The organism is Deinococcus arcticus (assembly GCF_003028415.1).
Lineage (GTDB): Bacteria > Deinococcota > Deinococci > Deinococcales > Deinococcaceae > Deinococcus > Deinococcus arcticus.
Genome location: NZ_PYSV01000009.1, coordinates 1 through 23,100 on the forward strand (window position 1 = coordinate 1; position 23,100 = coordinate 23,100).

General features: G+C 70.7%; 24 protein-coding genes. 6 read left to right on the top strand and 18 right to left on the bottom strand.

Annotated elements, in window-relative coordinates; translation table 11 throughout:
* A partial coding sequence (locus C8263_RS10215) for an ATP-dependent metallopeptidase FtsH/Yme1/Tma family protein (RefSeq protein ID WP_146160648.1) occupies window positions 1-1,081 on the top strand: 1,081 nt, incomplete at its 5' end.
* A gap of 281 nt (window positions 1,082-1,362) precedes the next feature.
* Here the strand turns inward: C8263_RS10215 and C8263_RS10220 are convergent.
* The 4 genes from C8263_RS10220 to C8263_RS10235 all read right to left on the bottom strand — a co-directional run bounded on the left by C8263_RS10220 (window position 1,363) and on the right by C8263_RS10235 (window position 4,738).
* Entirely contained in the window at window positions 1,363-2,553 is a 1,191-nt protein-coding gene (locus tag C8263_RS10220) for a mechanosensitive ion channel family protein (RefSeq protein ID WP_107138031.1), read from the bottom strand.
* A gap of 75 nt (window positions 2,554-2,628) precedes the next feature.
* On the bottom strand, window positions 2,629-3,654 hold the full coding sequence (gene plsX, locus C8263_RS10225) for a phosphate acyltransferase PlsX (protein WP_107138032.1): 1,026 nt from the start codon (window positions 3,652-3,654) through the stop codon (window positions 2,629-2,631).
* On the bottom strand, window positions 3,644-4,222 hold the full coding sequence (locus tag C8263_RS10230; RefSeq protein ID WP_107138033.1) for a LabA-like NYN domain-containing protein: 579 nt from the start codon (window positions 4,220-4,222) through the stop codon (window positions 3,644-3,646). The genes plsX and C8263_RS10230 overlap by 11 nt, the downstream gene beginning before the upstream one ends.
* 144 nt (window positions 4,223-4,366) lie before the next feature.
* Entirely contained in the window at window positions 4,367-4,738 is a 372-nt protein-coding gene (locus tag C8263_RS10235) for a DUF309 domain-containing protein (protein ID WP_107138034.1), read from the bottom strand.
* A 132-nt stretch (window positions 4,739-4,870) separates the two neighbouring features.
* Between C8263_RS10235 and trxA the strand changes: the two genes are divergently transcribed.
* Window positions 4,871-5,203 (top strand): thioredoxin, encoded by a 333-nt coding sequence (gene trxA, locus C8263_RS10240; protein ID WP_107138035.1) that lies wholly within the window; start codon window positions 4,871-4,873, stop codon window positions 5,201-5,203.
* 221 nt (window positions 5,204-5,424) lie between these two features.
* Here trxA and C8263_RS10245 read toward each other — a convergent pair whose 3' ends face one another.
* From C8263_RS10245 to C8263_RS10270, 6 genes are all read right to left on the bottom strand, one after another.
* A complete protein-coding gene (locus C8263_RS10245) occupies window positions 5,425-5,970 on the bottom strand; it encodes an RBBP9/YdeN family alpha/beta hydrolase (RefSeq protein ID WP_107138036.1) in 546 nt (181 codons plus the stop codon).
* 781 nt (window positions 5,971-6,751) lie between these two features.
* A complete protein-coding gene (locus C8263_RS10250; protein WP_107138037.1) occupies window positions 6,752-7,093 on the bottom strand; it encodes a DUF503 domain-containing protein in 342 nt (113 codons plus the stop codon).
* A 5-nt stretch (window positions 7,094-7,098) separates the two neighbouring features.
* A complete protein-coding gene (locus C8263_RS10255; RefSeq protein WP_199188377.1) occupies window positions 7,099-7,314 on the bottom strand; it encodes a heavy-metal-associated domain-containing protein in 216 nt (71 codons plus the stop codon).
* A 63-nt stretch (window positions 7,315-7,377) separates the two neighbouring features.
* Window positions 7,378-7,866 carry a DUF1999 domain-containing protein gene (locus C8263_RS10260; protein ID WP_107138039.1) on the bottom strand — a complete coding sequence of 163 codons (489 nt, stop codon included), beginning with the start codon at window positions 7,864-7,866 and terminating at the stop codon, window positions 7,378-7,380.
* Between the two features lie 29 nt (window positions 7,867-7,895).
* Window positions 7,896-8,810 (bottom strand): ribokinase, encoded by a 915-nt coding sequence (locus tag C8263_RS10265; RefSeq protein WP_107138040.1) that lies wholly within the window; start codon window positions 8,808-8,810, stop codon window positions 7,896-7,898.
* A gap of 3 nt (window positions 8,811-8,813) precedes the next feature.
* The gene (locus C8263_RS10270; protein WP_107138041.1) at window positions 8,814-9,353 is read right to left on the bottom strand and encodes a nucleoside deaminase; all 540 of its coding nucleotides are present in this window, start codon (window positions 9,351-9,353) and stop codon (window positions 8,814-8,816) included.
* A 193-nt stretch (window positions 9,354-9,546) separates the two neighbouring features.
* On the opposite strand from C8263_RS10270, the gene C8263_RS10275 reads away from it, so the two are divergent.
* The gene (locus C8263_RS10275) at window positions 9,547-11,259 is read left to right on the top strand and encodes a long-chain-fatty-acid--CoA ligase (protein ID WP_107138042.1); all 1,713 of its coding nucleotides are present in this window, start codon (window positions 9,547-9,549) and stop codon (window positions 11,257-11,259) included.
* A gap of 84 nt (window positions 11,260-11,343) precedes the next feature.
* Here C8263_RS10275 and tsaD read toward each other — a convergent pair whose 3' ends face one another.
* The 4 genes from tsaD to hpf all read right to left on the bottom strand — a co-directional run bounded on the left by tsaD (window position 11,344) and on the right by hpf (window position 14,561).
* The gene (tsaD, locus tag C8263_RS10280; protein ID WP_233218756.1) at window positions 11,344-12,372 is read right to left on the bottom strand and encodes a tRNA (adenosine(37)-N6)-threonylcarbamoyltransferase complex transferase subunit TsaD; all 1,029 of its coding nucleotides are present in this window, start codon (window positions 12,370-12,372) and stop codon (window positions 11,344-11,346) included.
* Between the two features lie 101 nt (window positions 12,373-12,473).
* Entirely contained in the window at window positions 12,474-12,845 is a 372-nt protein-coding gene (locus tag C8263_RS10285; RefSeq protein ID WP_199188378.1) for a hypothetical protein, read from the bottom strand.
* A complete protein-coding gene (locus tag C8263_RS10290) occupies window positions 12,832-13,917 on the bottom strand; it encodes a butyrate kinase (protein WP_107138044.1) in 1,086 nt (361 codons plus the stop codon). The genes C8263_RS10285 and C8263_RS10290 overlap by 14 nt, the downstream gene beginning before the upstream one ends.
* A gap of 77 nt (window positions 13,918-13,994) precedes the next feature.
* Window positions 13,995-14,561, bottom strand: coding sequence for a ribosome hibernation-promoting factor, HPF/YfiA family (gene hpf / locus C8263_RS10295; RefSeq protein WP_107138148.1), 567 nt, complete (start codon window positions 14,559-14,561; stop codon window positions 13,995-13,997).
* A 205-nt stretch (window positions 14,562-14,766) separates the two neighbouring features.
* On the opposite strand from hpf, the gene C8263_RS10300 reads away from it, so the two are divergent.
* Window positions 14,767-15,420, top strand: a complete 654-nt coding sequence (locus C8263_RS10300) for a TetR/AcrR family transcriptional regulator (RefSeq protein WP_107138045.1) — start codon at window positions 14,767-14,769, stop codon at window positions 15,418-15,420.
* Between the two features lie 214 nt (window positions 15,421-15,634).
* On the opposite strand, the gene C8263_RS10305 is transcribed toward C8263_RS10300, so the two are convergent.
* Window positions 15,635-17,419 (bottom strand): AfsR/SARP family transcriptional regulator, encoded by a 1,785-nt coding sequence (locus C8263_RS10305; protein ID WP_146160649.1) that lies wholly within the window; start codon window positions 17,417-17,419, stop codon window positions 15,635-15,637.
* A 105-nt stretch (window positions 17,420-17,524) separates the two neighbouring features.
* Between C8263_RS10305 and C8263_RS10310 the strand changes: the two genes are divergently transcribed.
* A complete protein-coding gene (locus C8263_RS10310; RefSeq protein ID WP_107138047.1) occupies window positions 17,525-17,812 on the top strand; it encodes a hypothetical protein in 288 nt (95 codons plus the stop codon).
* A gap of 303 nt (window positions 17,813-18,115) precedes the next feature.
* Here the strand turns inward: C8263_RS10310 and C8263_RS10315 are convergent, their stop codons facing one another.
* Both C8263_RS10315 and C8263_RS10320 read right to left on the bottom strand, forming a co-directional pair.
* Window positions 18,116-19,789, bottom strand: a complete 1,674-nt coding sequence (locus tag C8263_RS10315; RefSeq protein ID WP_107138048.1) for a putative ABC transporter permease subunit — start codon at window positions 19,787-19,789, stop codon at window positions 18,116-18,118.
* Window positions 19,786-20,565 (bottom strand): ABC transporter ATP-binding protein, encoded by a 780-nt coding sequence (locus C8263_RS10320; protein ID WP_233218757.1) that lies wholly within the window; start codon window positions 20,563-20,565, stop codon window positions 19,786-19,788. The genes C8263_RS10315 and C8263_RS10320 overlap by 4 nt, the downstream gene beginning before the upstream one ends.
* A gap of 129 nt (window positions 20,566-20,694) precedes the next feature.
* Here C8263_RS10320 and mutL point away from each other — a divergent pair, with 129 nt between their 5' ends.
* Window positions 20,695-22,377 carry a DNA mismatch repair endonuclease MutL gene (gene mutL, locus C8263_RS10325; protein ID WP_107138049.1) on the top strand — a complete coding sequence of 561 codons (1,683 nt, stop codon included), beginning with the start codon at window positions 20,695-20,697 and terminating at the stop codon, window positions 22,375-22,377.
* Here the strand turns inward: mutL and C8263_RS10330 are convergent.
* Window positions 22,364-22,993: a hypothetical protein gene (locus C8263_RS10330; RefSeq protein WP_107138150.1), complete on the bottom strand. Its 630-nt coding sequence runs from the start codon at window positions 22,991-22,993 to the stop codon at window positions 22,364-22,366. The two genes, mutL and C8263_RS10330, sit on opposite strands and share 14 nt — an antisense overlap.
* Window positions 22,994-23,100 lie beyond the last annotated feature (107 nt).

Consider the following 23,100-nt stretch of genomic DNA (forward strand, 5'->3'; position numbering starts at 1 on the left):
TATTGACGAGATTGACGCCGTCGGCCGCAAACGTGGTCTGGGCTTCCAGGGCGGCAACGATGAGCGCGAACAGACCCTCAATCAGCTCCTCGTCGAGATGGACGGCTTTGGCAGTGGACAGGAGGTGATCATTCTGGCCGCCACCAACCGCCCCGATGTCCTGGACGCCGCGCTGCTGCGCCCGGGACGCTTTGACCGGCAGGTGGTGGTGGACGCCCCCGACGTGCGGGGGCGCGAGATGATCCTGCGCATTCACGCCCGCAAGAAACCCCTGGACGCGGGGGTGGACCTGGGTGTGGTGGCCCGGCGCACAGCGGGGATGGTGGGCGCGGACCTGGAGAATCTGCTGAATGAGGCGGCCTTGCTGGCGGCGCGCTCGGGGCGGGGGCGCATCACGATGCGGGATGTGGATGAAGCCAGAGACCGGGTGCTGATGGGCCCGGAGCGGCGCAGTCTGGTGGTGCGCGAAGCCGACCGCAAGGTCACCGCCTTTCATGAGGTCGGTCACGCCCTCGCTGCCCAACTCCTCCCCCATGCCAACCGGGTGGCCAAACTGACTATCGTGCCCCGGGGCCGTGCGGCGGGCTACATGATGCCGGACGCCGACGACCGCCTGCACGTCACGCGCCCCGCCCTCGAAGACATGCTGGCCGTGGCGCTGGCGGGCCGCGCGGCCGAGGAGGTGGTGTTCGGGGACGTGACCACAGGTGCCCAGAACGACTTTCAGCAGGCGACGGGGCTGGCGCGGCGCATGGTGACTGAATGGGGCATGAGCGCGCGCATTGGCAAGGTGGCGCTGGCCAGCGACCAGGGCGACTACCTGGGCGGCGGCGCCCAGCCCCTGCCCATGAGCGAGGCCACCGCCTTCGCCGTCGACGAGGAGGTGCGCGCGCTGCTGGACGCCGCCTACGCCCGGGCCGTGGCCCTGGTGCGCGAGCACCTGCCGCGCGTACACGAGATTGTGAGCGTACTGCTGGTGCGCGAAACCCTGAGTGGCGAGGAGTTCAGCGCCGTGCTGCAGGGCCATGAGCTGGACCCGCTGCCGCCCGCCCCCCCGGCGCCGGCCACCCTGCCGGGCTAGAGAGACTAGGAAGTGAAAGGCGCCGCGCCCCAGTTAAGGACGTTGCCCCTCACGGTGCGACTGTTCAGGAGAGCACCGAACAGTCTCCACGCCCGGTGCCACGTCCTTTTTTCGAGACTCGCGCTGCGGCGCAACTGTTCCAGCCCGCTCGGTTGATCGGGGGCTTGGCAGCGAGGGACCTAGAGAGGGGCGCAGCGTGTTCTGGAAGGGCGCAGGCCACCGCCGGAACAGAGTGACCGAAGTCAGCTGGAGTGGACCCTCAGTGCCCAGGCCCCTTGCCCTCAGCTATTCATGCCCTCCCCTTCTTCCGGATCACGGGTTTCGGCAGGCTTGACCGGGGCGTGGGTGCGGTCCTGGGCGGTGCGGGCGTCGCCCCGCAGGTCCTCGCGGGTCAGCTTGATTTCAATGGGGGCGCCGCCAAAGTTCAGGCTGCGCTGCGGAAAGGGAATCTCAATGTTCGCCTCGTCCATGGCAATCTTGATGCGGCGGTTAAACTCCCGGCCAATGGCGTACTGGCTCTTGGGCTGCACCTTGAACAGGGCGCGCAGGGTCACGCCGTCGGGCGCCAGTCGCGTCACCCCCTGAATCTCGGGGGCTTCCAGGAAAAAGCCCTTCCATTCCTCGGCCTCGTACAGTTCGGTGCTCACGGCTTCCAGCACGCGCAGGGCGTCGTCAATGTTGGCGTTGTAGGTCACGTCCACAGTGGCCACCACGCGCGACCAGTCCTTGCTGCTCACACTGACGGTCAGAATCTGGCCGTTGGGCACGATATGCACCGTGCCGTCCAGGGCGCGCATGGCCGTCACGCGCAGGTTCACCCGCTCCACCGTTCCGGTGATCAGGCCGGTGTTGACCGTGATCACGTCGCCCACCCCATACTGATCCTCCAGCAGGATGAAAAAGCCGTTGAACACGTCCTTGATCAGGCTCTGGGCGCCGAAGCCCACCGCCAGCCCCAGCACCGAGACCCCCGCCAGCAGGCTGGTGGCGTTCACGCCCAGCGCCTGCAGCGCCGCAATCAGGCCAATCACCACCACCACCACCCGCAGGGTGCTTTCCACCACGCCCTTGAGGGTCTGCACGCGCACCGTACGGCGGTTGAATTCCTCATCGGGGACAATGCGGCCGGTCAGCGCGCCCACCAGATTCCAGGCGATCAGCACCAGGGCCAGCACCACCAGCAGTTGCCCGGCGGTGTGGCGAAACCCACTCGTGATTTCCCGGCCCAGCTCGAACAGCACCGGCACGCTGGGCAGGTACGCCACGAAGGTGGCCACCGCCAGCCAGCTCACGGTCACCAGCAGCAGCCAGATCCACTTCAGGGCCGGGCGCAACGAGGCCGGCACATGCGGTTCCAGCGCGCGCAGCAGCGTGCGCCCAAAGCGGTAGATGGCGTAGGCGGCCAGCGCGCTCAGCGCCAGCCCCAGCCACACCTGGGGTTTGGTGAGTTGAATGCTCAGTTCAGCCAGCATGACGACCACCTTAATACGTGGTCCCCTGGTTGTATGAATGCCGGGGCGGCCCCTGACGCTGGCCGCCCCATACGGTCAGGGCGACACCTGCGCCATGGCCGCTTCCAGGCGCGGAATCAGCTCGGCTTCATGGGCGCGTTCAGCGCGCAGCAGGGCATTTTTCACCGCGCGGGCATCGGCGCTGCCGTGACCGATAAAAGTCAGGCCGCGCACGCCAATCAGCAGGCTGGCACCGTAGGTGCTGGGGTCCATGCGCTCGGCCAGGCCGCGCAGGGCGCCGCGCACCAGCAGGGCACCCAGCTTGGCCTTCACGGTGCTGGTCAGGGCCTCGCGCACCCAGCCAAACAGCACCTTGGCCTCGCCCTCGGCCAGTTTCAGCACCACGTTGCCGGTAAAACCGTCGGTTACCACGATGTCGGTGGTGTTGCGGAAGATGTCGCGGCCCTCCACGTTCCCGTGAAAGTGAATGCCCTGGCCGTGCAGGGCCCGCAGCAGCCCGTGGGCTTCCAGAACCAGGGCGCTGCCCTTGTGGTCTTCCTCGCCAATAGACAGCAGGCCCACCGTGGGCGCCTCGCGGCCCTCCACCACGCGCAGGTACACGGTGGCCAGCTGCGCCCACTGGGCGTAGTAACTGGCCTTCACATCGGCGTTGGCGCCCACGTCCAGCAGGGTGGTAAAGCCGCCCTGGGCCGGCAGGTGGGTGAGGATGGCGGGACGCTCCACCCCACGCACCCGCCCCAGGGTCAGCAGCGCCGAGGCCATGGTGGCGCCGCTGTGCCCCATGCTGACCGCCGCGCAGGCCCGGCCGTCCTTGACGAGGCGGGTGGCCACATTGATGCTGGCCCCGGTGCGCCGCCGCACATCGCTGGCGTGCTCCTCCATGCCAATCACGTCGCCTGCCTCCACGACCTCCAGGGGCAGGCTGCCGCTGCCCGGGTACTTGCCCAGTTCGGCGTGCAGTTTCACGCGGTCGCCCACCAGCAGCACCCCCACGCCGGCGCGGGCGGCCTGCACCGCGCCGTCCACGTTGGGCACCGGGCCGTGGTCGCCGCCCATGGCGTCCAGCGCCACCGGCAGGCGGCCGGGGACTTTAGCGGTCATCGGGGTCACTCAGCGCCGCCGAGGCGTAGAAGGGCCGGGGCTCGGCGCGCTGGCTGCTGGGCAGGCGGTAGCCGGGGCGCTCCACCTGCTCGCGGATGTCCTTGAAATCCACGTACTCGTCGGCGGCGTTGCGCAGCTCGGCGCTGGTCATCTCGGCAATGCAGGCCACCACCACGCGCTTGCCGCGGGCGCGCAGGGCCTCAACGGGTCGCTCGAAATCGCCGTCGCCGGTCAGCAGCACGGCGGTATCAAACCGGTCGCTGGTCAGCAGCAGGTCCGTCACGATCTCTATGTCCAGGCTGGCGCGGCGCGACACCTCGCCGCTGTCATCAGACACCTCGCGCAGCGGCCGGGTGCGCACGGTGTAGCCCATGTAGGTCAGGGCGTCGGTAAAGCGCTTTTGCTTGTCGTCCATAGGCACCGGCACGGCGGTGTAATAAAAGGCGTTGTGCAGCGTGCCCTGGGCTGCAAAGTAATCCAGGATCTTGCGGTGATCGAAATTCCAGCCCAGCCGCTTGGCGGCGGCGTACACATTGGCGCCATCAATAAAAAGTGCAATACGTTCCATTGGTCTGCTTCTCCTGTGCGGCCGGGCCGGTCGGTACGCTCAGCGCGCAACGCCCGCCGCTCGCGCGCTCAGGATACCTGATCGCGCCGCCGCGCCCGGGGCCCGGAGCACCGGATCATGCGCCGCCAGCGGCACAGGCACGCGTTACGGGTCCACCCCTGCGGGCTCCGGGGCCTCTGGACCGGGCCAGGGCTGCAGGGCGGGGCGCAGGGCCGGATCGTGCAGGGCCGCCCACACCTCGGCGCGCAGCCGCGCGAGGTCCACGCCCGCGTACCCACCGGGCAGGGTCTGCAGATACCGCTCGGCCTTGAAGAAGTTGCGGTGCGCTGCGCTGCCGTGGTGCCAGCGCTTGTGCAGGGCGGCGGCCAGCAGAATCAGGGCCTGCAGAAAGGCGCGGTCCGGGCCACGGGCGGTCAGCCACGGCGCTTCCCAGGCTTCGTGGGCCTCCCACCAGTGCCCGGCGGCGAACAGGGCCGCGCCCCGTTCCAGGGCCGCGCGGAATGGAGGGTGCGACATGCCCCCAGCCTAGCGCCCCGGCGCTGCCTGGGGCCGCAATTGGGGCCCAGCTCACGGCGGTTAAACAACAGGTGAGCAGGGCGTCCATACGCGGCATATCCGCCGCTGTGGGCTCAGGCGTATAGTCGGAGCATGAAGCCTGTGGAACTCACGGACAGCACCTTCAAGGACGAAATCGGTCAGGGCCTGACCCTGGTGGACTTCTGGGCCCCCTGGTGCGGTCCTTGCCGGATCATCGCCCCTGTCATTGAGGAACTGGCCAGCCAGTACGAGGGCCGGGTGAAGATTGCCAAACTGAACGTGGACGAGAACCCGGTCACCCAGGGCCAGTACCGCGTGATGAGCATCCCCACCCTGATTCTCTTCAAGGATGGTCAGCCGGTGGAAGGCGTGGTAGGCGCCCAGCCCAAGCGCGCCTTTGAAGCCCTGCTGGACAAACACAGCGCCGAGATCGCCAGCGCGTAACCCCACACACGTACAGCCGCCCCGGGCTAGAGCGCCGGGGCGGCTTTGCTGTGGCTCAGTCGTTCGCTGTTGATCGGGGGCTTGGCAGCGAGGGACTTAAGGACGTTGCACCTCACGTTACGACTTTGCAGGAGAGCACCGCAAAGTCTCCACTCCCGGTGCAACGTCCTTTTTTCGAGACTTGCTTCGCTCGGTTGATCGGGGGCTTGGCAGCGAGTGACTTAGAAGCGCACCACCTCGGGCGGGGTCCAGGCGTGCAGGACCTCGGAGAGCAGCACCTCGCCGTCGGGCCAGTCGCCGTGCCCGCTGGCCACGTTGAGGTGCCCCGCCTCGCCCGCCGACACCAGTTCGGCGCGGGCAAAAGACGCGTAAGGATCGTTCTCGCTGGCCACCACCAGGGCCGGGAAGGGCAGTGGGGCCAGCGGGACCGGCGCCAGGGCGGCCACGGCCGGGTACAGGGCCGCCGTCTCTGGAGCCTCGGCATCGGTGGGGGCCACCAGCAGGGCGCCGCGCACCCGTTCGTTCCCGCCGGTCTGGGCAGCCCAGTGCACGATGGTCAGCACGCCGCAGGAGTGGCCCACCAGTATCAGGTCGCCGGGCGTGGCGTCAATAGTTGCCTGCAGCCGCGCAGCCCAGCCCTGGACTGTGGGATGGTCCGGGTCGTCCTGGCGCACGCGGGCGGCCCCAAACTGCTGCTGCCAGCGGGTCTGCCAGTGGTCCGGGCCGCTGTCACCCAGGCCGGGCACGATCACGAGGGTGGGCGTCATGTCCTTCAGGGTACGGCCTGCCGCTGGGGGGAGGCGCCTCACAGGTGCAGAGAGGCTGTCCTGGTTGCCGCTCCACTTCAACCGCACAAAACCCAACGCAGGCAGGGACAGCCACAACCACCCTCTTTACAGGACGCCTCGGATGCCAAGGCAGATGCAGCAGGGCGCAGGGGTGCTTTTCTGTCGCCGGAGCCCCGTCGCTCCGCGAGTTCGCTCCCCCCTGGCCTTCGGCTCACCTGAACCCCGTCTCATCCGAGTTCCGAAAAATTCCGGAACACATGACGGAATTGTTCCGACCAGAGGGACGCGCAGCGCGGCGGAGCAGGAAGGGAGACGGCTATCCGGGCATTGGACCGCCCCCAGCCCAAGGCGGGGAACAGCCCCCTTCTTCCCGGATGTTCCGGACATGGATGGCCGTCCGTATGAGACGGATTCCGTCCATTTCCGTCACATCCCGGAAAGAGCCGGATGTTCCTCCAATTCCCGGAAATCCGCATCTTTTCCTGCTCCCTCTGGTCGGAAAAGTTCCGCAACGTGTTACGGAACTTTTCGGAACCCGTATGAGACGGATTCCCTCTGGAACGCCCACAGTCCGGAACAGAACCGGAGTGCTCACGCCACGCCCGGGGGGACGTGTTTTCCCCCCCTCGCGCTGCGCAGCCGCTCCCCGAATCCGCTCGAATGGAATCGTTTCTGCCAACGATAGGGTCGCAGTCCGTATCAGCCGACCAGCACAACGGGCCGCGCTCCCGGGAAACGCGGCCCACCCTGTCCTGGCCCCTCAGTCCAGCACGTCGTCTTCCTCTTCCGGTTCTTCCTCATCGCCGCCCAGGGGCGTAATGGTGACCTCTTCGGAGGTCACGCGGTAAGGCCCTTCCTTGGCAATGTAATCGGCGGCCATGCGCAGGGTTTCTTCCACCCAGCCGTAATCGTTGCTGATGGTGGCCACGCCGATCACTTCCCAGTCGTGGGCGTTTAGGCCGTCCAGGCGCGCCACCGTCAGGGGAAAGCGCACTTTCAGACGCTCCACGACCGGGCGCACCAGGGCGCGTTTTTCTTTCAGGTTGCCCACCCAGGGCATCTCTACCCGGATGATAAGCACCCCCACGTAGCCCAGGGCCACGGGGCCTAGAGCATGCCAGCCAGGAACCCCTGACGGCGCACGGCGCGCACAAGGTCCATGACGGTCAGCTGCGAGGGGTCGTAATGCACTTCAATCTGGCCTTCGTCCGGTGTGGCCTTGACCACCCCGGGCAGGGCGGCCAGGGCTTCGGAAACAGTGGTGCCGGCTTCGCGGCTCATGCCGCGCACGCCCAGCAGTACGCGGGTGGCTTTGTTCGTCATGCTGCCCAGTATACCGGCGCGAGGTCCGGCCCCAGATGCCCGAATGGGGGCAGCCCCGGCTGGCTAGCCCTGCCTGTCCAGCCGCTCACCGGGCGCCGTCTGGGCGCGGGTGCCCAGGTGGCAGACCGCGTACCTGCCCGTCACCACGGCTTCTTCCTGGGCGGCTGCCCCGGCCAGCGCGGGGGTCAGGGGAAAATGCACCTCGTACACGGCGGTGTCGTAGGCGCTTTTCACGGTGGCGTGCAGCAGGCCCCCGGCCACCTGGGCGTCGGCGCCGGGGCGCAGAGCCACGGTGCGCACCAGCACCACGGGCCGGTCGCCCTGCCACACCGACTGCGCCAGGACAAAGCCGTGCAGCTCGCCCCCCAGTTCGGCCACAAAGGAATGCTCGCTGCGTTCGTAAAACTTCAGGGCCGCGAGGCTGGTGTGCAGGCGGCCGTCGCGTTCGCGCTCTGCCAGGGCGTCAAACGCCGGGTCCGCGCCGCGCTGCGCCTCCAGGTCCAGGGCCTGCAGGGCCTCGTAATCGTGCTCGGTGAAGGTGCGGTAACGCATGGCCCCAGGCTAGGGCATGGCTGTGGACCCTAGGGTGTGGGCCGTGTGGCCGCGCCCGCCGCCTGCACCTCGGCCCACAGGGGCATGGCCGCCTGCGCGCCGCGCCGGGTGCAGGTCAGGGCGGCCGCCACGCCCGCCCAGTGCAGCGCCTGGGAGAGTGAATCACCGCGACTCAGCCGGGCGGCCAGCACCCCGCAGAAGGTGTCGCCCGCCCCGGTGGTGTCGGCCACGGTGACCGGATGCGCGGGCAGCGCGTGGGTCGCCCTGGCCGTCACGGTCACGCTGCCCCGCGCGCCCAGGGTCACGGTCACCGCTTCCGGCCCCCGGGCCAGCAGGGCGCGGGCCTGCCCGGCCACCTCTGCTCCACCACCAGCCCCGGCCCCGGCCAGCGCCGCCAGTTCATGTTCATTCACGATGAGGTGGTGGGTGCAGGCCAGCAGTTCGGGCGCAGTGTCGCGGCTGGGCGCGGCATTGAGCAGCACCTGCCGCCCCGCCGCGCGGGCCCGCTGGGCCGCTGCCAGGGTGACCGCCGGGGGCAGTTCCTGTTGCAGCAGCAGGTGGGTGTGGGGGCCCAGGTCGGCCGGCAGGTCACCGGGCGTGACCCCGGCGTTGGCGCCGCCGGCCACCGTGATGGCGTTTTCACCCCCGGCCGCCACTGTGATCAGGGCCACGCCGGTGGGGCCGGACGCCGCGCGCACGCTGTCCAGCTTCACCCCGGCCGCCCGCAGCAGTTGCAGGGCCTGGGGGGCAAACGTGTCCTGCCCCACCGCGCCCACCAGGGCCACGGCGGCCCCGGCCCGCGCCGCTGCCAGCGCCTGATTGGCGCCCTTGCCACCCGGCGAGACGTGCAGCTCTGAACCCAGCACCGTCTCGCCGGGAGCCGGAATACGCGGGGCCGCCACCGTCAGGTCCACGTTCAGGCTGCCCACCACCAGCACGCCCACGCCTCAGAGCCCCTCGGTTTCCTGGGGATAACGCGCCCGCCACAGCGCCCAGCCTTCCTCGGGGAAAGCGCGCCGGGCTTCGGGGGCGAACAGCCGGGCGCCCTCGCGTTCCAGTTCCGGGTCCGGAATGGGCACCACATGGGTCTGTTGCATGGCGGGATGGTCCTCCCAGCGCAGCAGCCGCCCGGAGCCGCCCCAGGGATCTGCCGTGGCCCACACCACCCGGCCAATGCCCAGCAGGGCGCTGGCGCCACCACACATTAGGCAGGGCTCCAGGCTGCTGTACAGGGTCAGGCTGCCCGGGTCTTCCAGGTGGCCCACCTGAAAAAACACGTCCATCTCGGCGTGGGCCACGCTGGCGCCGCCCACCCGCCCGGGGGTCTGGGGCTGGCCCACCCGGTTGTGGCCGCGCACCAGCACCTCGCCGCGTGCGTCCACCAGCAGGGCGCCCACCGGGGCGCTGCCGGCCGCCTGTCCCTGACGCGCAAGGTCCAGGACTTCTTTCAGGTAACGAACATGGTCCAGTGGTGGCAGTTCAGGCATGAGCCAGTGTGGCAGCCGCCGCCCGTTTCAGGCGTAACACTTCCCCCTGCCCGGGCCTTCCACCAAACTCCTTGAACGTTGCGGCGTTTAGCTTATACTGAGTCTAATTTCAGTTTCGGCTCATCCGCCGCCCGCCCGGTGTTTTTCCGCCGCTCCGGGCTCCTCGCCTTCTCACCCCCCACAGGAGCGCTTCATGACCCAGCCTCTTCCCCGTCCCTGGCTCAGCCGCTACGAAGCGGGCGTGCCGCAGACCTTTGTGCCCAGCAGCCTGACCCTGCCGCAACTGCTGGAGCGCGCAGCCAGCAAGTACCCGGACCGCACGGCCCTGAGCTTTATTGGCGCCAAGACCTCGTACCGCCAGCTGTGGCAGGACGCCGGGCGCTTTGCCGCCGCGCTGCAGAAGATGGGGGTGCAAAAAGGCGACCGGGTGTCCATCATGCTGCCCAACATGCCGCAGTTCGTGGTGGCGTTTTACGGCACGCTGCTGGCAGGCGCCGTGGCCGTAAACACCAGCCCCATGTACACGCCCAGCGAACTGGAACACCAGCTCACCGACAGCGGCAGCGAGACCCTGGTGATGCTGGACACCTTCTATCCGCGCTACGCAGAGATTGCCGCGCGGGTGCCGGTCAAGCGGGTGCTGGTGACCGGGGTGCAAGACGCCCTGCCCTTTCCCAAGAGCCTGCTGTATCCCCTCAAGGCGCGCAAGGACGGCACCTGGGTCAAGGTTCCCTACGGCGAGCGCACCCTGAGCCTGACCAAGGTGGTGGCCTCGCAGGCGCCCAACCCACAACCCGTGCCCATCAGCGCGGACGACGTGGCGCTGCTGCAGTACACCGGCGGCACCACCGGCGTGCCCAAGGGCGCCATGCTCACCCACCGCAACCTTGTGGCCAACTGCGAGCAGGCCCGGGGCTGGATGACCGATCTGCGCGACGGCCAGGAGGTGACGCTGGCGGCCATTCCGTTTTTCCACGTGTACGGCATGACGGTGGCCATGAACCTGAGCATCCTGATCGGCGCGACCGTGGCCCTGGTGCCCAATCCGCGTGACCTGAAGATGGTGCTCTCGCAGATCACGGCCTCGGGCGCCACGCTGTTTCCAGGCGTGCCCACGCTGTACAACGCCATCAACAACCACCCCGACACCCCCAAGCACGACCTGACCTGCATTCGCGCCTGCATCAGCGGGTCGGCGCCGCTGCTGCTGGAAACGGCCCGGCGCTTCAAGGAAATCACGGGCGGGGCCAATCTGGTGGAGGGCTACGGCCTGACCGAGGCCAGCCCCTGCACCCACACCAACCCCATTTTCGGAGCCCAGAAAGAAGGCAGCATTGGCCTGCCCATGCCGGGCGTGGACGCCGTGGTGGTGGATGACAGCGGCCAGCCGGTGCAGCCGGGCGAGGTGGGCGAGCTGTGGGTGGCCGGCCCCATGATCATGAAGGGCTACTGGCAGCGCCCCGACGAGACTGCCAAGACCCTGCGCGAGGCGTTCGGGCACACGTGGCTGATGACCGGCGACATGGCCACCATGGACGAGGACGGCTATTTCCGCATCGTGGACCGCAAGAAAGACCTGATTATCGCGGGCGGCTTCAACATTTACCCCCGTGAGGTGGAAGAGGCCCTGATGACTCACCCGGCGGTGCTGGAAGCGGCGGCCGTGGGCCTGCCCGACGAGTACCGGGGCGAGAGCGTGCACGCCGTGGTGGCCCTGAAGCCCGGCCAGAGCGCCACGGAAGCCGACCTGATTGCCCACTGCAAGGGCCTGCTGAGCGCCTACAAGGTGCCCCGCAGCGTGGAATTCCGCACCGAACTGCCCAAGACGGCCGCCATGAAGATCCTGCGCCGCCAGCTGGCCCAGGAAGCCAAGGCCGCGCGGGGAAGCACGAAAGCCAGCGCGTAAAGAGGGGTGTAGGCTCTAGGGTGTGGGCTGTAGGACAACCAGGGGCCCGGTCGCTGTTGCGCCGGGCCCTTTGCTCTCTACCCCCTACAGCCCACGACCCACACCCCCCGCCAGCGGGGCGTAGGCCACCGCGCCCTCGCTGAGCGCACTGGGCGCGCGGCCCGCCTGGACGGCGGCGGCGGCGGCCAGGGCGATCATGGCGCCGTTGTCGGTGTTCAGGCCGGGGCCCGGGAAGACCACCCGCAGGCCGGTGGCGGCAAACGCCTCGCGCAGGGCGCGGTTGGCGGCCACCCCGCCCGACACCACCACGGTGCCGCGCCCGGTGGCCCCGGCGGCGCGGACGGTGGTCTTGACCAGGGTCTGCACCGCCGCGCGTTGAAAGCTGGCGGCCAGATCATCGGGGGCCGCGCCGGCCCGGTGCGCCAGCAGGGCCGCTGTTTTCAGGCCGCTGAAGCTGAAATCAAAGCCGCTCTGGCCCTTCAACGGTTCCTTGAAGGGCACGGCGTCCGGATTGCCGCGCGCCGCCGCTGCCGAGATGGCCGGGCCGCCGGGATAGCCCAGCCCGGCGAGGCGGGCCACCTTGTCAAAGGCCTCGCCGGCCGCGTCGTCGCGCGTGGCGCCGATCAGCACGTATTCGCCCTCGCGCGGCACGTCGAACAGGTGGGTGTGGCCGCCGCTGACCACCAGCGCGAGGTAGGGCGCGCGCAGCTCGGCGTCGCTGGCCGCCGCATAGATGTGGCCTTCCAGGTGGTGGGCGGCGTAGAAGGGCACGTCCAGCGCCTGGGCCAGCCCCTTGCCGTACATCAGCCCCACCAGCAGCGCGCCCACCAGCCCGGGGCCGGAGGTCGCGGCCACCGCGCCGAGGTCCGTTATCCCCAGGCCCGCTTCCGAGAGCGCCTCGCCCACAATCGCGTCTATACGCTCCACATGTTCGCGGCTGGCCAGTTCAGGCATCACGCCGCCGTACTGGGCATGCACGGTCTGGGACCACACCCGGTTGGCGCGCACCTGCACGCGCCCGGCGCTCAGCTCCACCACGCCCACGCCCGTGTCGTCGCAGGAGGTGTCAATGCCCAGGATGAACAGGGGCGCGGCAGACGGTGGCACGGTCACCGGCGAAGTGTAGCAGGGGGCCGCCCGCCGCCTCCGGCGGGCGCGGCACAAATCAGGAGGAGGTGCGAAACAGGGTCCAGCTGCTGAGCTGGCGGCCTTCTCTACCGCTGCTGGTCGCGCACCGCTGCCAGGGTCTCTTCAAATTCGTCCAGAAACTCGTCTTCCAGCAGGCGGTCGCGGATCAGGGCGTCCTGCTCGGTGGTGGCCTGTTCGCGCACCCAGCGCACCCGGGCCTGCCGGGCGCCGCTCACGTTGCCCTTGCCGGCAATAAAGCGCGCCGCGTGGCGAATGGCGGCGGCGGGGTCCTCGGTGGGCGCCGTGACAGACAGGTTGCGCAGCCCCCCCTGGTCGTTGACCAGCGAACAGGTCACCTCCACCCGCAGGCCGCGCCGGGCCAGAAACACCTGATCCACCCGCCACATGCTCGTGGCCCGGATGGGCTCCGGCGCGCGCAGGGGCCTACGCCGGGCCACGCACCACCCCGGGCGGGGTCCACTCGCGCGCCGCTTCCAGGCCCAGCAGCACCCGGCCGGCCCCCTCGGCCAGCGCTTCAAGTTCCACCTCGCCGGGCATGATGAACACGGGCGCCATCCAGGCCACGCGGCGCTCAATGCGGTCCATCAGCTCGTCCCAGCGGGCAATGCCGCCGGTCAACACAATGGCGTTGGGCCGGGCGCTCAGGGCGCCGGTCTGCTCGCCCAGGGCCTTGGCCACCTGATGCACGAACGCGCCCATGGCCGCCTGCACCTCCGGGTCGCTGGGAGCGCGCGCTTCCAGGTCGCGCAGGTTGGCGCTGCCGGTCAGGGCCAGAAAGCCGCCCTCGCTGGCCAGCCCGGCCAGGGCGCGCTCGCCCTGCTCGGCAGCCAGGCGCAGCAGGGCCCGCGCCGGCACCGGGCCACTTTGCATGGCGCCCAGCGGTCCACCGTCGGCGCCGGCGCCCGTGGTGTCCACCGCGCGGCCCTGATCAAAGGCGGTCACGCTGGTGGTGGCCCCCAGGTGCGCCACCACCACCCGCGCCTCGTGGAAGCGCTTGCCCACCTCATGCGCGGCGCGCCGGGCCACGGCGCGGGCATTCAGGGCGTGGAATTCGCCCCGGCGGGTTACCCCACGCAGGCCAGTCAGGCGGGCTTCGGGCAGCAGCTCATCGGCGCTCTGGGGGTCCACGATAAAGGCGGGCACGCCGCGCCCGCGCGCCACTGCCAGGGCCAGCGGGCCGCCCAGATTGGGGGGTTCTTGCCCGGCCTCGCCCTGCACCGCGTAGGCTGCCAGTTCCTCGGTCACGCGGTAGGTGCCGGTGGGCACCCGGCCAATAAAGCCGCCGCGCCCCACCACCGCGTCGGGGGCGGGCCAGTCGGCGGTCAGGGCCAGGATGGCCTGGGCCAGGGCGGGCACCCTGGCCGGGCTGGGCGGCGCGTCCAGCGGCAGTTCGGCGCGGGTCAGCTGCACGCGCAGCTGCCCCGGCAGCGCGGGGTTGGCGCTGGGGGCCAGGGCCGCGCAGGCCAGCTTCACGCTGCTGCTTCCGGGATTGATCACGTGGGCGATCACGACGCCGCAGCGTAGCAGACCGGCCCACCCGGGAACACGCTCCCCTCCGGGTGGGCCGGTCAGGCGCCCGCGCGCCCTTATGCGCTGGGTTCAATCAGGCCGTAATGGCCGTCCTTGCGGCGGTACACCACGCCGCAGATACCGGTTTTCATGTTCATGAACACGTAAAAGTCGTGGCCCAGCGCTTCCATCTGGGCCACCGCATCCTCAGGGCTCATGGGCCGCATCTCGAAGCGCTTCTGGCGCACGATCTCCGGCTGGAACTCGGCCACATCGTCCAGTCCGGCGTCCACATCGGCCTCGGCCGGGCCCGGTTCGGGCTGGGGGGCGGCGTCGTGGCGGTGCTTGAGGTAGCGCGTCTTGAACTTGCGCAGCTGGCGCTCCAGCACGTCGCTGGCGCGGTCAATGGCGGCGTACATGTCCGCGTGGTGCTCCTCGGCCCGGATAATGCCGTTGGGCACGTTCAGCTGCACTTCCACACGGTTGCGGCGGGCGGCGTCGCGCACGTCGCGCACGGTGAGGGTCACCCGCGCGTCGGTGATCTGGTCGTTGAAACGGTCCAGCCGGGAGAGCTTGTCCTCGACATAGTCCCGCATGGCATCAGTGACTTCGACGTTCCGGCCTGACAGCTTGTAGATGTGCACGGCGTTCACCTCTTCCTTTTCCCGGAGGGTGGGGTTGCGCTCCGGTGCCCTCCACTGTAGGCCGCCGGTCATGAGCCTGTCATGCGAGCACCTTACAGCCCCCGCCACGCTTTCCGGGGTATGCTCCGGAGTGGAGCGCGCCCCCCCGGCAGGGTGAAGGCCCGGCTTATGGTCGCGCCAGGGGCGCGGCGCTAAACTGACAGGCGTGAAGGTGGACCGCCAGGAACAGGACGAGGCCCGGCGCGAGCGCATTGCCCGCGCCGCCTTTGAGCTGTTTGCCCGCAGCAGCCTGGACGAGATCAGCGCGCAGGACATCGCGCGCGCGGCGTATGTGAGCCGCACCAACCTGTACCGCTACTTTCCCAGCAAGGTGCATATGCTGCTGGCCCACTTTGAAAAGGCGGTGCAGGCCAGCCGGGACGACGCCCTGGAGCGCCTGCGCGCCGGGGCCAACCCGCAGCTGGTGTGGGACCGGGTGACCGCGCGCATGGCCGACCTGGGGGTGCGCTACCGCCACCTGGTGGGCGCGGTGGGGCAGGCGGTGCTGGGCGCCGCCCCCGATCAACCCGGCGCTGCCCGTGAAGGAGGACTGACCCGCCCCGGTGACGGCCTGCGCACCGCCCTGACCCTGGCGGCCCTGGTGCAGCCGGTGTTGCTGGCCATGCAAACCCAGGGCCGGCTGCGCCCCGAGGCCAACGTGCAGCTGCTGAGTGTGCTGCTGGTGGACGCCTTTATCCTGGCCCTGCTGCACGGCGGCCACCGCGACCAGCGCGAGGTGCTGCGCGACTGGCAGGAGCGCTTCAGCCTGCTGATGCACGGCGCCCTGAGCCCGGACACCGCGCTGCGCGAACGAGGGTAGGGCCGGGGAAAAGGCCGCAGACAAAGGGGCCGGAAACCTGGATGAAAAGCTATAGGCGCGCAGCCCCCCGGGCGTGTCCAGGCGGTCGCGTAGGCGAGGAACGAAAGCGGGGCGGCCCTGGGGCTATATGGCGCCCTCTCCCCTGCTCTCCGGGACGCGGGCCTTTCGTCTGGCCCCCGCGCCGTGGCCACTTGCGCCCACTTCTCCCGGAACCTCAGCCAGCGGACGTTTCCAGCGGGGTGCTCGCCAGCACCCGGAACTCAGCCAGGCGGGGATGGTCGGGGTACACCTGGGCAAACTGGGCCACCAGGTGCCCCATGTTGGCCGTCAGCCCCTCGCGCCGGTAGATGGCCAGCAGTGCGGGCACCATGGCCTCGGTGGCGGCGTCCAGCTGCGCCTGAACGCCCTGGCTCCAATCGGAATCCACGCCGGGCAGGAAGGGACCACGCCGCCCCCCGAAGGCCCGCACCGGGTCCAGGCTGGCCGCGCCGCGCTGCACCTCGGCCACATCCAGCAGCCAGTGGTAGGCGGGGCCCAGCCGGTAGCGCTTGGTGTGGTGCGCGCCCTCACTGACGATACTGTGCGGCCCCAGGGCCTGACGGCAGCGGTAGATGTCCTGCTTGACGGCGCTGCTGGCAGCGGCAGGTGCCCGGTCCGGATACAGGTGCAGCTGCAGGGCAGCGCGGTCCAGCGGTCCGCACAGGCCCAGGCAGGCCAGCAGCGCCGCCGGGGCCCGCACCGGCTGGCCGGATAGCCACACCTGCGCGCTCCCCAGGGTCTGCACCTGCACGGTGGGGGGCGGCGCCGGGGGCTGCACGTGCGCCCGCGCGGCCTCCAGATACGCGCCCAGGGCTGCCGACAGCGGCTGGCCGGCCAGGGCGGCGGCCACCTCGTCCAGCACAGCGCGCACCGGCAGCAGCAGGGGGCTGCGCAGCGCCGCGTCCAGGGCCTGCCGGGCCAGGTCCGGCGCGTCCGGGGGCCCGGCGGCGCGGCACAGCACGGCCAGGGTCCGCGCCTCGCCCAGCAGCTGTCCCCGGGCCCGGAACGCCGCCAGGGCGGCTTGCAGGGCTTCGGTGGCGGCGGGGCCCTCGGCCAGGTCGCACAGCAGCGCGCCGCGCTCCCACAGGGTCTCGGCGCCCGGGGGCAGCAGGGCCAGCCCGCGCAGCGCCGCACTCCACTGCCCGGCGCGGCGGCTCAGGGCCACGCGGCGCAGGCCCACCCAGCGGCCCCAGCGGCTGTCGGGCGGGGTCAGCGGGCCCAGGGTGGCCGCTACCGCGTCCACCAGCGCCTGCTCGGCCGCGTGGTCCCCGGTCCAGGCGGCCACATCGGCGCGCGCGGCCCACACAAAGCGCTGGGCGTGCACCTGCTCGGTGCTGAGCAACTGGCTGGCGCGCTCCAGGTGCCCCTGCGCCTCCGCTGCGCGCCCCGCCACCGCCTGGGCCCAGCCCAGGGTGGCCAGGGCCATGGCCCGCTCGGCGGGGTCGGGGTATTCGGGCAGCACACTCAGGGCGATCTGCAGGGCGCCCTCGGCGCGGGCCAGCTGCCCGTGCCGCGCGCAGGCCCAGGCCATGGTGACCAGCGGCCCGGCGGCGCGGCGTTCCAGCCCCAGCGCCAGCAGGTCCCGCGCCGCCGCCTCGGCCCGCTCGGCGGCGCGCGCCCACCAGCCCTCTTCTAGGTCCAGCGCGGCCAGCGTGTGCTGCGCCTCGGCGGCCCACTCGGGGCTCAGGGCCGCCACATGCCGCTCCAGATGGTCACGGGCCTGGGTCCAGCGGCCCACCTCCAGCAAAACCGTGCCGTAACCGACTGTCGCCCGCATCTCCCCGGCCAGATGGGGCCGCAACAGGTGCAGTTCGGCTTCCGGATAGGCGCCCAGCGCCAGTTCCGCTGTGCCCAGTACCGCCAGCTCCGCAGGCGAGAGGTCCATGCGCCCGCGCAGTTCGGTCAGGACCAGCCCAAACTGACCCCCCTCCAGTGCCCCCAATCCCCTGACCCCAGCCATAACCTGACCATAACCGATGGGCGGCTATGCTGCCCCCAGAAACGGGCCGCTGCGCCCCTTCCCAGCTGCCCCTGCCTGCGCCATTTTTCCCCAGAGACGTGACCCATGACCCCACGGCCTGCCCCCAGTCCTTCTTCTCCCACCCAGCTGTACCACGAGGCCGCCGCCCAGGCCCGCGCCGGGCAGTTGCCCCAGGCGTGTGCGCTGCTGGCCCGCGCGTATACCCTGACCCCACCCCAGGCCCTGAGCCCCGGCGAGGGCCTGGACCTGCTGCCCCTGCAGGATGATCTGGTGTTTCTGGGCCAGTTCCTGCCCTGCCTGCGCCCCACGCTGGCACTGGTGCAGGCTGTGGGCCGCTGCGCCCCGCCCCCGGCCGTGGCCCAGGCCAGCTGAGCGGCGCGCCCTTCCGTTCCCAGCCTGAGCCCCCGAGTACGGACCCGCCGCCCTGTCAGAGGGGCGGCGGGTTGTTGTGGGGCGGTCACCTGGGCAGCCGGCCTCTGCGGCTCAGACGCTTCCGTCCATTTCCCTTACATCCGTGAAGAAGGGGGCTGTTCCTTCAATTTCCGGACATCCGCATTCTTTTCTTCGCCATCCCGTCGGAACAATTCCGGAACACATGACGGAATTGTTCGGAACTCGTATGAGTGGCGCGTGGGGCGCACGCTGGCGGTCTGCCTGGCGCGTACGTCCACCCGCCTACTCCCACCGCTCCAGCCGCTCCCAGCCCAGGCGCAAACTGAGCCACGTGCCCAGCACGGTCGCCAGCGCCAGCCCCAGCAGCCCCAGCCCCCCCTCCAGCGTCCACAGCGCAGAATACCCCGGAAACAGTTCCGGGCGCAGCACACTGGCCGCCGCTGGGCGGGCCAGCAGCAAAAGGCACACCACCGAATACAGCAGGCTCAGGCCCATAAAGGCCAGGCCGCCGGGGCTCACGCCAATTTCCGCCGGGTTGTCAGCCTCGAATCTGGGGGCCGCCGCGCCCAGCCCCACGCCCAGCGCCGTGATGACAAACGCGTTGCTGACACTCACCAGGGCACTGAGCGCAAACAGCGTGGGCCCCAGGCCCATGGCCGCTGCACTGACCAGCCCCATCACGAGGCCCAGAATGAGGGTGACGGGCAGCACGCCCAGAAACTTACTCAGCACGATCTGCCGCGCGGAGATGGGCGCGGTGCGCAGCAGCCAGTAGGCGCGGCCCTCGGTGGAGACGGCTGGAAAAGCCAGCCGCACGGCCACCCCGGCAATGATGAAGCCCTGAAACGCCAGCTGGATATACCCCAGGATGCCCCGAAACTGCGGCACCGGAATGGGCACCGCGCGCACGCTCACCAGATACACCCCGGCCAGCGCAACCACCACCAGCAGCTGGCTCCACTGGGTGGGATCGCGCAGGGTCAGGCGCAGGTCCTTGGCGGCGAGGCTGCCGCCGCGCCCCAGGCGGCCCAGCAGGCGCTCCAGGGGTCCTGCGCGGCGGGGGGCAGGGTCCAGCTTCGGGGTGCTGGAATCCAGCGCGCGGGCCCAGCCCTCCTGGTAGGCGTGCGCGGCCAGCAGGGTGGCGGCCACCAGCAGCCCGGCCGTCAGCAGGACCAGGGGCAGCAAGGGCCATGCCAGCGTGCCTTGCGCGGCCTGCCAGATGCCCTGCGCCGCCCACGACGGTGGCAACAGCGGACTGCCGGGCCCACCGAAGTCGCGCAGCACCGCTTCGACCTTCGTGGGGTCCTGCAGGCGCTGGACCAGCACTTCGGGGCGCAGGGCGCGAATGGCGTACACCAGCCCCGCGCTGATCAGCACGCCCAGGGCGGTGCTGACCTCGCGCACGCGGCCCACCGGGGCCACCCGCATCAGGAACACCGCCAGCAGCGCCCCCAGCCCCACCGGCGCGGCAAAGACCAGCAGGGCGGCCAGTCCCATCACCGCGTACGCCCACAGCGGCGCCTGGAAAAAGACCGCCACTGTCAGCAGCAGCGGCAGGGTCAGCGCCAGGGGCACCAGCGCGGCATTCAGGAACGTTTCGGTGACTTTCAGGGCAAACACCCGCACCGCCGACAGGGGCTGTGCCAGCAGAAAATTCAGGTCGTCACTGAGATACAGCGTGGAGATGGCGGCCGTGGTGGCGCTGAAGGTCACGCCGCTGGACAGGGTGATCAGGCCAATTTCGAGCACGCGCGCAAACACATTCAGGCCAATGTCGCCAAAGCGCGCCAGAAAGCTCAGGGCCCGCCAGGTGCCGTAGACCTCGGCGCTCAGCAGGACCAGGGCCAGCGCCGCCACCAGGGCGTACCCCCAGCGGGGCCCGCGCTGCAGGGTGCGCCGCAGGGCCAGTCCCTTCAGGGCCCACAGGCTGGGGGTCCGCGCCGCCCGCGCGCTCATGCCGGGGCCTGGGCTGCCCGCCCGGCCTGCTCCTCTTCCAGCAGGCGAAAGAAAATGCGCTCCAGGCTGTCGCCGTGAACGCCGCCGGCCTCGGTGCCGGTGCGGGCGCGCAGGTCGTCCATGGTGCCCTGGCCCAGCACCCGGCCCCGGTCCAGCACCACCAGCCGGTCACACACCGCCTCGGCCAGCGGCAGCGAGTGGGTGGTGAGCAGCACCGTGCGGCCCCGGTCGGCGTGTTCACGGAACAGCCCGCGCACCTGCCGCGCGGCGTGGGGGTCCAGGCCCACCATCGGCTCGTCCACAATCAGCACCGGGGGGTCAGGCAGCAGGGCGGCAATGATCGCCACCTTCTGGCGCATGCCGTGGGAATAGGTTTCGACGGGTTCGTTGCCAAAGTCCGTCAGGCGGAAGAAGTCCAGCCAGTGGTCGGTGGCCGCGTCGGCGCCGGGCACACGGTAGAGCTGGCCCACGAAGCGCAGCAGTTCCCGGGCGCTGAGCTTGCCGTACAGGTAGGGGCGGTCCGGGATGTACCCGAACGCCGCCTTGGCGCGCAGCGGCTCCTTCCAGACATCGAAGCCTGCCACCTGCACGGTGCCGCTGCTGGGGCGGGTCAGGCCCACCAGGGCGCGGATGGTGGTGGTCTTGCCGGCGCCGTTGCTGCCCAGCAGGCCGAACACCTGCCCCGGCGCCACCGCGAAACTGAGATTCCTGACCGCTTCGTGCCGTCCGTAGCGCTTGGTATACCCCTGCACCTCTATGCCCATTCCGCCGGTCATGGCCCGCAGCGTAGGCGGCGCGCTCTGACGGCAACGTGACAGGGGGCCCGGCGGCTGGCGGAGCAGGGGCCCCGACTGGAACCCAGGGCAGCAACGGCCCGCCCCAGACCCGCTACCCTGACGGCGTTCATGACCCCCCCTGCCATTCACGTGCTGCCCGAACACGTCGCCCGTCTGATCGCGGCGGGCGAAGTGGTTTCACGCCCGCTGGACGTGGTGCGCGAACTGGTGGACAACGCGCTGGACGCGGGCGCCACCCGCATTGAGGTGGACCTGGACGGCGGCGGCCTGACCCTGGTGCAGGTGCGTGACAACGGCGGCGGCATTCCAGCCGCCTTCGTGGAGCTGGCCCCGCTGAGACACGCCACCAGCAAGCTGGCCCCCGACACGGGCGCCGCGCTGCACGTGACCACCCTGGGCTTCCGGGGCGAGGCGCTGTGGGCGGCGGCGCAGGCGGGCGAGTTGCAGCTGGTCACGCGCCCGGCCGCTCAGGTGGGCGCCTGTGAACTGCTGGCCTGCGGCGACGAGGTGCAGGTGGGGCGGACCTCCGCCCCGGCGGGCACGACGGTGACGGTGCGGCGCCTCTTTGCGCGGCTGCCGGCCCGGCTGCGCACCCAGGCGCCCCCCGCCACCGAGGCCCGCGAGGTCACCGCCCTGCTGGGGCGCTACGTGCTGCACTGGCCGGGGCTGCACTGGCGCCTGTGCGTGGACGGCGAGGTGCGCCTGACGCACGCGCCGGCCGATCACCGGGGCGCGGTGGCCAGCGTATACGGGCCCCTGAACGCCAACCGGGTGCTGGCGGTGGCGCAGGCAGGTGTGCGCGGCGTGGTGTCGCGCCCCGAACTCACGCGGCCCCGGCGCGACCGCATGCACTTCAGCGTGAATGGCCGCCCCGTGCAGGCCCCACCGGAACTGGAACGCGCGGTCATCGAGGGCTACGGCGAACTGCTGCCTGCCGGCGCCGCGCCCCTGTGTGTGCTGGACCTGACGGTGGGCCCCGACGAACACAACCCCAACGTGCACCCGGCCAAGCAGGTGGTGGCCCTGGCCGACCTGGGGGGTGTGGCGGCGGCGGTGCGCGCGGCGGTGCAGGGCGCCCTGAGCCGCCACCCGCTGGCGCGCGCCGCCCCGGCGCCGCTGTCGCCCGCCGCTGCGCCGCCCCCGCCCACCCACGAGCACTTTCCGGCGCTGACCCTGCTGGGCGTGTATCAGGACCTGTATCTGCTGGCCCAGGGCGAGGGCGACCTGTGGATCGTGGACGCCCACGCCGCCCACGAACGCGCGCTGTACGAGGACCTGCGGCGCACCCTGAACGCCGCCCCACCCCTGGACCTGCCCGAGCCTGAACTGCTGCACCTGACCCCGGAACAGCGGGCCCGGCTGCAGGAACGCGCCCCCGAACTGCAGGCGTGGGGCCTGACCATCGAGGATTTTGGCGCCGGGCTGGCGCGGCTGCGCACCCTGCCCGCCGCCCTGGCGGCCCTGGGTGTGCCCCGGCTGCACGAACAGATTGTGGAAGCGGCCCTGGGCACCGGCCCCGACCCCCAGCGGGAGGTGCTGGCCCGGCTGGCCTGCGCGCCGGCCCTGAAGGCGGGCATGCTGGACCACGCGCGCGGCGCGGCGGTGCTTCAGGCGCTGTCGGCCTGCCAGCAGCCCTGGGCCTGTCCCCACGGCCGCCCCACCGCCCTGCGCCTGCCCGAGCGTGACCTGGCCCATTCATTTGGGCGCCGGGGCGTGCGTGATGTGCCCCGGGGCCGGGACGCGGCCAGACCGGTCGCCGCCGGGGGGGCGCCCGAGCTCAGCGAACGTTGAAGGCGCTGCGCTGGCCGCTGAACAGGGCCGGAAAGGTGGCGCGGGCGGCGCGGGTCATCACCGGCTGTACCCAGTAGGGCAGGCGGGCCGCCGCGTTCGTGACCTCAAAGCGGCCTTCGCGCGAAACCGTCATCACCCCGGTCCAGCCCTGGCGCAGCGTGAGGTTGTAGTAGGTGTTCAGGCCCGCGCAGCGCCCCTTGATGGTCACGGTGCGGTCGCTGTACATCCACTGCCCGCGCCGGGTGGGGGTGGTGGGATGATCCGCCTGAATGATGGTTGCCAGGCTGCCGCTGGGGGCGTGGTAAGCCAGCAGCGTCTCGGCCGTGTAGGTGCGCGCGCCGCCCGGGCTGACCCGCACCCCGGCACACAGGTCCAGCGGACGCACGGGGGGCTTGAAGGCTTCGGGAATGGCGATATTGAAGCGCGCCCCGGACACCGGCCCGGCGCCCAGCAGCCAGCCCTCGCTGAGGTTGGTGAGCAGAATGCGCACGTCCTGCCCGCCCACGCGGGCCAGCGCCTGGGGATTGCGGATTTCACCGCCAATGCCCACGGACACGGCCACCGCCGGCGGCGCACAGAGAGTCAGCAGGGTCAGACCAAGGCGTCGGAACGTCATGGGCGCAGGATGGAGCTGGGGCGTCAGTGCGCGGTCGGCCAACGTGAGGTTCATTACACAGGCGCAGCCCCGCCCACTGGGGGGCCTGGGCAAGGGAACGAAAGAGC